Raw genomic sequence first — 8,051 nt, forward strand, 5'->3', positions numbered from 1 at the left:
GGCAGCAAGCCATCAAAAACCCCTCAAGCGATCAGCCAGGAGTCAGCCGTGGGCCATCCCTTCCCGATCCGTGAGATCGCACGTCAGGCGGGTCTGAGCGAGGCCACCGTCGACCGTGTGCTCAACGGGCGGGGCGGGGTGCGCGAGTCCACCGCGCGGGAGGTGTACCGCGCCATCGCCGACCTGGACCGGCAGCGCACCCAGGTCCGCCTGGTGGGCCGTACCTTCATGGTCGACATCGTCATGCAGGCGCCCGAGCGGTTCACCACCGCCGTGCGCACCGCGCTGGAGGCCGAGCTGCCGTCGCTGCACCCGGCGGTGGTGCGCTCCCGCTTCCACTTCCGCGAGACCGGGCCGGCCGCCGAGCAGGTCAGGACCCTGGACCGGATCGCGCGGCGCGGCTCCCAGGGTGTGATCCTCAAGGCGCCCGACGTGCCCGAGATCGGCGCGGCCGTGGGCCGGCTGGCCGCGGCGGGGATCCCCGTGGTCACCCTGGTCACCGACCTGCCCGCCAGCGCCCGCGTCGGCTACGTCGGCAGCGACAACCGGGCCGCCGGCGCCACCGCCGCGTACCTCATGGGCCAGTGGCTCGGCGACCGGCCCGGCCATGTGCTCACCAGCCTCAGCAGCGGCTTCTTCCGCAACGAGGAGGAGCGCGAGATGGGATTCCGCGGCGTCATGCGGGCCCGCCACCCCGAGCGCCGGCTCGTCGAGATCACCGAGGGCCAGGGCCTGGACACCACCCAGTACGACCTGGTGCGCGCCGCCCTCGAACGCGACCCGGACATCGGCGCCGTCTACTCCATCGGCGGCGGCAACATCGCCACCCTGCGCGCCTTCGCCGACCTGGGGCGTACGTGCGCCGTGTTCGTCGCCCACGACCTCGACCACGACAACACCCGCCTGCTGCGCGAGCACCGGCTGTCCGCCGTCCTCCACCACGACCTGCGCCAGGACATGCGCGAGGCCTGCCACCTGGTGATGCGCGCCCACGGCGCGCTGCCGCCCGCCGGGCCCACCCTGCCGTCGGCCATCCAGGTGGTCACGCCCTACAACCTGCCCGCTATGCCTGAGGGGTGACCCAGCCGCCCGTCTCGGCGGACCGCGCCATCGCGTCCAGTACGGCGGCACTGTGCACGGCGTCCGCGAGCGTCGCCCCGTGCGGGACGCCCTCGGCGATCGAGCGCAGGAAACGGTACGCCTCGATCACCTTGAGGTCGTCGTAGCCCATGGCGTTGGCCGCGCCCGGCTGGAAGGCGCCGTACTCGCCGTCGCCGGGGCCCACGTACACGGTGCTGACCGGCTGGTCCTGGTAGGTGGTGCCGAGGCTGACGCCGAATTCGTTCATGCGGCGGAAGTCCCAGAACACCGCGCCCTTCGTGCCGTGCACCTCGAAGCCGTAGTTGTTCTGCTCGCCGACCGACACCCGGCACGCCTCCAGCACGCCGCGCGCACCGGACGCGAAGCGCAGCAGGCAGCTGACGTAGTCCTCGTTCTCCACCGGCCCCCGCTCGCCGCCCGAGGCGAGGGTGTGGCCCGCGGTGGCGCCGGCCGGGCGGGCCCGCTCCGGCAGGAAGACGGCGGTGTCGGCGGTCAGCGCGGCGATGTCACCGAGCAGGAAGCGGGCCAGGTCGGCGCCGTGCGAAGCGAGGTCCCCGAGGACCCCGCTGCCGCCGCGCTCCCGCTCGTAGCGCCAGGTCAGCGCACCGTCCGGGTGGGCGGCGTAGTCGCTGAACAGGCGGATGCGGACATGGGTGACGCGGCCCAGCTCGCCCGCGGCGATCAGATCGCGGGCCCGCTCCACGGCGGGCGCGTTGCGGTAGTTGAAGCCGACCGCGCCGCACACGCCCGCCGCGGCGACCGCGTCCGCCACGGCGCGGGCGTCGCCGGCGGTCAGACCCACGGGCTTCTCGATCCACAGGTGCTTGCCCGCCGCGGCCATCGCCACGCCGATCTCGCGGTGCAGGAAGTTCGGCGCGGTGACACTGACCGCCTGGACCCGCGGATCGGCGGCCACCTCCCGCCAGTCCCGGGTGGCCGACGCGAAGCCGTACCGCTCGGCGGCCTCCTCGGCGCGCCCCGGCACCTCCTCGGCGACGGCCACCAGCCGCGGACGCAGGGCCGGCAGCGGGAAGTGATGCGGCACGCGGGCGTACGCCTGGGTGTGCACCCGGCCCATCCAGCCGAACCCGACGACGGCGACACCCAGCTCATCCACCATGACAGCCCCTCTTTGGACCGGTCCACTACCTGTCCGGGTCACCCTGCGGGCACTTTCGCCAGCATGTCAAGGCTTCCACCGCCCTTTGACAACGCGTCGCGGCCATGGAACGGTCCACAACCATGAGACCGCCGACCATCCGCGACGTGGCCGACCGGGCCGGAGTGTCCAAGTCCCTGGTCTCCCTCGTGCTGCGCGGCTCCGAGCAGGTGCGCCCGGAGAAGCGGCAGGCCGTGCTGGAGGCCGTGCGCGAGCTGGGCTACCGGCCCAACGCCGCCGCCCGCAGCCTGAGCGAGCAGCGCACCCGCACCGTCGGCGTGCTCCTCGACGACCTGCGCAACCCCTGGTACGTCGATCTGCTGGACGGCCTCAACTCGCTGCTGCACGCGAGCGGACTGCACATGCTGCTCGCCGACGCCCGCCTCGCCCGCCGGGTCGGCCACGATCTCGCCGGGCCGTTCCTCGACGTCCAGGCCGACGGCCTGGTGGTGGTCGGCACCCTGCCCGACCTGACGGCCCTGGACACGGTCGCGGCGCGGATGCCGGTGGTCGTCGCGGGCGCGCGCGAGGCCGTGCCGGCCGGCGTGGACGTGGTCGCCGACGACGACGAACAGGGGGCGCGGCTGGCCACCGAGCACCTGCTCGGGCTGGGCCACCGCCGGATCGCCCACCTCGCGGGACACGGCGCGGTCGGCGCGCTGCGGCGGCGCGGTTTCGAGGCGGCGATGCGGGCGCACGGACCGGGCCGGCGGGTGGTGACCGAAGCCTGCGACATGACCGAGGAGGGCGGTCACCGCGCCGCCGTCCGGCTGCTCGGCCGCCCCGACCGGCCCACCGCGGTGTTCGCCGTCAACGACATGGCCTGCGTCGGCGTGCTGTCGGCGGCGGAGGACCTGGGCCTCAGGGTGCCGCACGACCTGTCGGTGGTCGGCTACGACAACACCAGCATCTCCCGGCTGCGCCACCTGTGGCTGACCACCGTCGACCCGGCCGGCCACGAGGTCGGCCGCCACGCCGCCCGCTGCCTGCTGGACCGGCTGGAACGGCCTGGGGGAGAGGGGCGCCTCCACCTGGCCGCGCCGACCCTGGAGATCCGCGGGACGACGGCGCCGGTGGGCGGGTGAGCCGGCGCCCGGTGGCCCGCGAGAGGCGGGCGGAGCCGGCGGCGTGCGGTCCGCGAGAGGCGGGCGGACCCGGCGGCGTGCGGTCCGGGGGGCGTCCGGCGTCCCCTCAGAGGGTGATCGCGTAGGCCTTGCGCAGCGTCTCGTGCACCGTCCACGTCGTGCGGTCGCCGGCGCGCAGGACCGCCATGTCGCCGGGCCCGACGGTGAGGGTGGGCCCGTCCGCCACCTCGATCGTCGCCGAGCCGCTGATCACCACGAACAGTTCGTCGGCCTCGGTGTCGGTGACCACCCCGGGCGTGATCTGCCAGATGCCGCGCAGCTGACCGCCGTCCGGCGACTCCCACACCACCTTGCCGCTCACCTCCGGTGACCCGGAGACGATCTGGGCGGGATCCAGCGGCTCCGGTTCCAGGTCGGCGTCGGCGATGTGCAGGGCGAAGCTGTGCGTCATGCGGCGACCCTAGGGCGAACGGGCCGGGCGCGGGCGTGGACACAGTGTGGGGGATACCGGGCACCGAGCCGACACAACGTCGCGGCGTACCCCGGCACCCGCCGGGCGGGCCGCGACCGCGGCCCGCGGTGAGGCCGACCGGGGAGACCGTCCGCGCCCGGACGCCGACGGTCCCTGGCCGCGCGGCGGGTCAGCGGACCCGCCCGCCGGGGTCCGCAAGGGTGATGGAACCCCGTACGCCCGTTCGGCATCAAGCAGGGGGACAGGGCGTCGAGCGGGCACGGCATGGGGGCACCACCATGAACTGGCGGATCAGGCGGGCGATACTGGCCTGCGCACTGGTGGCGGCGGCATCGGCGACCGGCTGCACGGCCGAGCCGTCCGCCGCTCCCGGGCCCAGCGCGCCGAACCGGCCCGTGGTGCCCCCGGACCCCGCAGACGGCGCCGCGGCCGACCGCGCGGCCGTCGAGGCCGCCTACCGCAAGTGGGGCATCGAACCGCTGGCCGTCCCGCCCGCCCCGCCCGCCACCAAGCCGGTGCGCCCCGGGGCCGACGGCAGCCGGGTACCGGTGATCAGCGAGATACCCACCGAGGAGAAGATCGTCTTCCTCACCTTCGACGACGGGGCGGAGAAGGACCCCCGCTTCGTGACGATGATGCGCGAACTGGACATTCCCTTCACGATGTTCCTCACGGACGCCGCCATCCGCTCCGACTACGGCTACTTCAAGCGGCTCCAGACCCTCGGCAACGGCGTCCAGAACCACACGCTGACCCATCCGAACCTGCGGACCCTGGACGCCGCCGCCCAGAAGCGGGAGATCTGCGGCCAGCAGAGCGAGCTCAAGGACCACTACGGCACCGTGCCGAGGCTGTTCCGGCCGCCCTACGGCAACTGGAACGAGGACACCCGGGCCGCCGCCGCGTCCTGCGGCGTCGAGGCGATCGTGCTGTGGCGCGAGTCCATGCAGATCACGAACATGCGGTACCAGCTGCCCGGCGGGAAACTCCGGCCCGGCGACATCATCCTGGCGCACTTCCGCGGGCCCTCGGAACTCAAGGGCACGACGATGACCGAGATGACGGCCCACCTGCTGCGGCACATCCGGGAACAGGGCTTCACCGTGGCCCGCCTGGAGGACTACCTCTGACTCGCGCCCGGCGTTCCCCGGTCCCTCTCGCCGGCGACGGCGGTCGCGCTCAGCCGTCCCGGCGCGCCACCAGCCGGTAGGCGTTGGACAACCCGAGCGGCCCGACCACCGTCCGCGCCGCGAGCCGGTCGAGCACCGTCGCCGCCACGAGGAACGGAACCCCCGCGAGGAGCAGCCCCGCCCGCACCGCACGCCGCACGTGTCCCGGCCGCCGCTCCAGCCACGGCGCGTCCTCGCGCGGGGCGATGTGATCCAGCGCCAGCCACACCGCGGCCAGCAGATCCACCGGGTCGTGCGCCTGCCGGTGCTGCTCGGCCACCACCGTGAACCCCAGCGCGGCCAGCCGCTCCCGCAGATTGCCCACCGGCACCAGGTGCAGATGCTGCGGCTGCAGCCACGGCAGCCACCACCGCCCGAGCAGCCGCGCGTACCGGCTCTGCGGATCCGGTACCTCGATCAGCAGATGCCCGCCCGGCCGCACCACCTCCCGCGCCGCCCGCAGTTCACGTCCCGGATCGGTGCTGTGCTCCAGACAGTGGAACATGCTCACCACGTCGTACCGGCCGGCCAGCTCACCCGCCAGCTCCGGGAAGCCGCCCCGGTACCCGCGCTCCACCCGCCCGGCCCGCTCGGCGAGTTCGGCCCCCTCGGTCATGTCGAGCCCGTCGAACACGGTCCCCGGCAGCACCTCCCGCGCGGCGGCACAGAAGTGCCCGTGCCCGGTGCCGACGTCCAGCCAGGACTTGGGCGCCGGATCGTACGGCAGCAGCGCCTCGGCCCGAGCGCGGTACATTGCCGTCCGCCCGCCGAACGTGTTCCCGAGCTTCTTCTCCCCCAGCCCGTCGTAGAAGTCGCGGTAGTAGAACTCCAGTCCCGCCTCGCTCAGCCGCGGGTTCTGGAAGACGTGCCCGCACGCCCCGCACCGGTCCAGCGTGAACCGGCCCGGCTTGTGCTGCAGCAGGTCGGTGGTGCGCAGCCGGGTCGCCAGCCGGTCCGAGCCGCACCACGGGCAGTCGGCGCGCCGGGGTGCGAAGAACCGCCCGACACCGGCCGCGAGGTCGGCCCGGTAGCGGGGGCGCAGGGCGCCGATCCGTTCGTCGTCGCTCATATGGACTCCCGGGCCAGTAGCTCCAGATGGATCGCGGCGGCCGGGGCTCCGCCCGCCGCGCGGAATCCCGCGCCGACCCGCCCGGCGGCGGCCCGGTACGCGGGGTCGTGCAGGACCGTGTCGAGCGCCGCGCCCAGTCCCGCGGCACCCACCCGGCCGAACCGCACCCGAGCCCCCGCCCCCGCCGCCACCACCTGCGCGGCCACCACGGGCTGGTCGTCCCGGACGGGCGCCACGACCAGCGGCACGCCGTGCCACAGCGCCTCGCAGACGGTGTTGTGCCCGGCGTGACACACCACCGCCCCCACCCCGCGCTCCAGCAGCGCGAGTTGCGGCACCGACGGGACGACCAGCACGTCCTCGCCGGAGCCGCCGGAGCCGCCGGAGCCGCCGGAGCCCTCCGCGGCCAGCGTGCCGCCCGGGTCGGCGATCACCGCCTGCGCCCGGCCGGCGCGCTCCCGCACCACGTCCCGGCACAGCGCGAGGAACCGCCCGCCCACATCCGCGTTCGCGGTGCCCAGCGTCACCAGCACGGTCGCCCGGCCGGGGTCGAGCCACTCCCAGGGGAACCCGGGGGCCACGGGGCGCGCGTCGATCGAGGGGCCGACCCAGCGGACCGCGCGCCCCTCGACGTGACCGGCCAGCTCCGGTGTGCTGAAGGCCAGCAGAAGGCTCGGCGAGAACCGCGGGTCGGCGGCCCCCGACGGGTCACCCACCGCGCGCCGCAGCCGCGCGAGCCGCTCCTCCACCCAGGCCCGCACCTTCGGCAGCCCGGCCAGCGGGTCGGTCAGCTCGGCGGTGGTGGTCGCCGAGGTCGCCCACGGCACCCCCAGCCGCTCCGCGACCAGCGCCCCCGCGAACGCCTGCTGGTCGGCGACCACCACATCCGGCCGGAACGCCTCGACCGCCGCCCGCACCCCCGGCGCCATCGCCTCGGCCAGCGGCAGCAGATACCACTCCCACAGGAACCGCAGCGCCTCCGGACCGCGCAGATCCGGCGGCCGCCGAGCCGGGTCGCCGCCGTGCGCGGGGCCCGCGCACGGGTGGACGACCGCGCCGGGGCCCGCCAGCCGGGCCACCAGCCCCGGGTCCGGGCAGGCCCAGGCCACCCGATGCCCGCGCTCAGCCAGTCGCGCGGCCACCCCCACCAGGGGGTTGATGTGTCCCACCAGCGGCGGCACCACGAACAGGAACCGGCTCACCGGACGGCCGACCCGTCCGACTCACGGATGAGCGCCAGCACATGGCGGCCCACCACCTCCGCGGCCTCCACCAGCACCGAGTGCTCGTGCCCGGGGATCACCACCGTCCGGCAGTCCGGCAGCAGCCCCGCCAGCCAGGGCGCGAGCGCCGCGAGGTCGGAGTCACCGCCGTACAGCGCGAGCACCGGGCAGCGCACGGAGCGGATCTGCCGTTCCGTCAGGACGCGGCTGGCGGGGATGTCCCGGCCGAGGGTGGTCTCCCGGGCCAGCCGGGCCGCGCCCTTGGCGAGCCGGGCGGTGTGGTGGCCCCGGTGCGCGGCGATCCAGTCCAGCGTGTCCGACTCCCGGTGCGCCAGTTCGCCCACCACCCGCTCCAGGATGCCGCCCAGCTTCACCGCCCAGGCGGCGGTGGCCGGCTCGGACTCCACGAGGGACAGGCTCGCGACGCGTTCCGGGTGCCGGGTCGCGTAGCCGAACGCGATCGTCCCGCCGTAGGAGTTGCCGACCAGGTGCACCGGGCGGCCGGTGAGCGCCAGCCGGTCGAGCAGCGCCGTCAGGTCGTCCACGCCGTCATCGAGGGTGTAGCCGCCGGCGGTGCGCTCGCTGCGGCCGTGGCCCCGCAGGTCGTACATCACCACGTCCAGGCCGGCGGCGGCGAACGTGGGTCCCAGGGTGAAGTAGTGGCTGGCGAGGCTGTCGGTGAGGAGCCCGTGCACCAGGACCGCCGTGGGTCCGCCGCGCGGGCCGATCCGCTGCACGTGCGTCCGCAGCCGTCCGGTGTCGACCATCGTCAT

Annotated in this window: 8 protein-coding genes; 3 read left to right on the forward strand and 5 right to left on the reverse strand. The window is 74.9% G+C overall.

The genetic code is table 11. The features are described from left to right. Positions 1-48 precede the first annotated feature (48 nt). Entirely contained in the window at positions 49-1,080 is a 1,032-nt protein-coding gene (locus ACSLTV_RS27775) for a LacI family DNA-binding transcriptional regulator (RefSeq protein WP_432156752.1), read from the forward strand. Here the strand turns inward: ACSLTV_RS27775 and ACSLTV_RS27780 are convergent. After that, positions 1,064-2,221 carry a Gfo/Idh/MocA family protein gene (locus ACSLTV_RS27780; protein ID WP_435613074.1) on the reverse strand — a complete coding sequence of 386 codons (1,158 nt, stop codon included), beginning with the start codon at positions 2,219-2,221 and terminating at the stop codon, positions 1,064-1,066. The two genes, ACSLTV_RS27775 and ACSLTV_RS27780, sit on opposite strands and share 17 nt — an antisense overlap. Positions 2,222-2,343: 122 nt before the next feature. On the opposite strand from ACSLTV_RS27780, the gene ACSLTV_RS27785 reads away from it, so the two are divergent. After that, positions 2,344-3,345 (forward strand): LacI family DNA-binding transcriptional regulator, encoded by a 1,002-nt coding sequence (locus tag ACSLTV_RS27785; protein ID WP_432133430.1) that lies wholly within the window; start codon positions 2,344-2,346, stop codon positions 3,343-3,345. Between the two features lie 106 nt (positions 3,346-3,451). Here the strand turns inward: ACSLTV_RS27785 and ACSLTV_RS27790 are convergent, their stop codons facing one another. Beyond that, positions 3,452-3,796, reverse strand: a complete 345-nt coding sequence (locus tag ACSLTV_RS27790) for a cupin domain-containing protein (RefSeq protein ID WP_432133429.1) — start codon at positions 3,794-3,796, stop codon at positions 3,452-3,454. Positions 3,797-4,095: 299 nt separating this feature from the next. Here ACSLTV_RS27790 and ACSLTV_RS27795 point away from each other — a divergent pair, with 299 nt between their 5' ends. Further along, entirely contained in the window at positions 4,096-4,947 is an 852-nt protein-coding gene (locus ACSLTV_RS27795; RefSeq protein WP_432156750.1) for a polysaccharide deacetylase family protein, read from the forward strand. A gap of 49 nt (positions 4,948-4,996) precedes the next feature. Here ACSLTV_RS27795 and ACSLTV_RS27800 read toward each other — a convergent pair whose 3' ends face one another. Genes ACSLTV_RS27800 through ACSLTV_RS27810 form a run of 3 tightly spaced genes read right to left on the reverse strand, consistent with a single transcriptional unit; the run spans position 4,997 to position 8,051 of the window. After that, a complete protein-coding gene (locus ACSLTV_RS27800) occupies positions 4,997-6,055 on the reverse strand; it encodes a class I SAM-dependent methyltransferase (protein WP_435613075.1) in 1,059 nt (352 codons plus the stop codon). Further along, entirely contained in the window at positions 6,052-7,257 is a 1,206-nt protein-coding gene (locus ACSLTV_RS27805; protein ID WP_435613076.1) for a glycosyltransferase, read from the reverse strand. The genes ACSLTV_RS27800 and ACSLTV_RS27805 overlap by 4 nt, the downstream gene beginning before the upstream one ends. Beyond that, positions 7,254-8,051, reverse strand: a complete 798-nt coding sequence (locus ACSLTV_RS27810) for an alpha/beta fold hydrolase (RefSeq protein ID WP_435613077.1) — start codon at positions 8,049-8,051, stop codon at positions 7,254-7,256. The genes ACSLTV_RS27805 and ACSLTV_RS27810 overlap by 4 nt, the downstream gene beginning before the upstream one ends.

The organism is Streptomyces sp. bgisy159 (assembly GCF_965341775.1).
Classification (GTDB): domain Bacteria; phylum Actinomycetota; class Actinomycetes; order Streptomycetales; family Streptomycetaceae; genus Streptomyces.

Bases quoted from the DNA above. Each gene is read 5' to 3' on its own strand.
- ACSLTV_RS27800 (WP_435613075.1), bottom strand. From the start codon at position 6,055: ATGAGCGACGACGAACGGATCGGCGCCCTGCGCCCCCGCTACCGGGCC.
- ACSLTV_RS27780 (WP_435613074.1), bottom strand. From the start codon at position 2,221: ATGGTGGATGAGCTGGGTGTCGCCGTCGTCGGGTTCGGCTGGATGGGC.
- ACSLTV_RS27785 (WP_432133430.1), top strand. From the start codon at position 2,344: ATGAGACCGCCGACCATCCGCGACGTGGCCGACCGGGCCGGAGTGTCC.
- ACSLTV_RS27810 (WP_435613077.1), bottom strand. From the start codon at position 8,051: ATGACGATGGTCGACACCGGACGGCTGCGGACGCACGTGCAGCGGATC.
- ACSLTV_RS27795 (WP_432156750.1), top strand. From the start codon at position 4,096: ATGAACTGGCGGATCAGGCGGGCGATACTGGCCTGCGCACTGGTGGCG.
- ACSLTV_RS27790 (WP_432133429.1), bottom strand. From the start codon at position 3,796: ATGACGCACAGCTTCGCCCTGCACATCGCCGACGCCGACCTGGAACCG.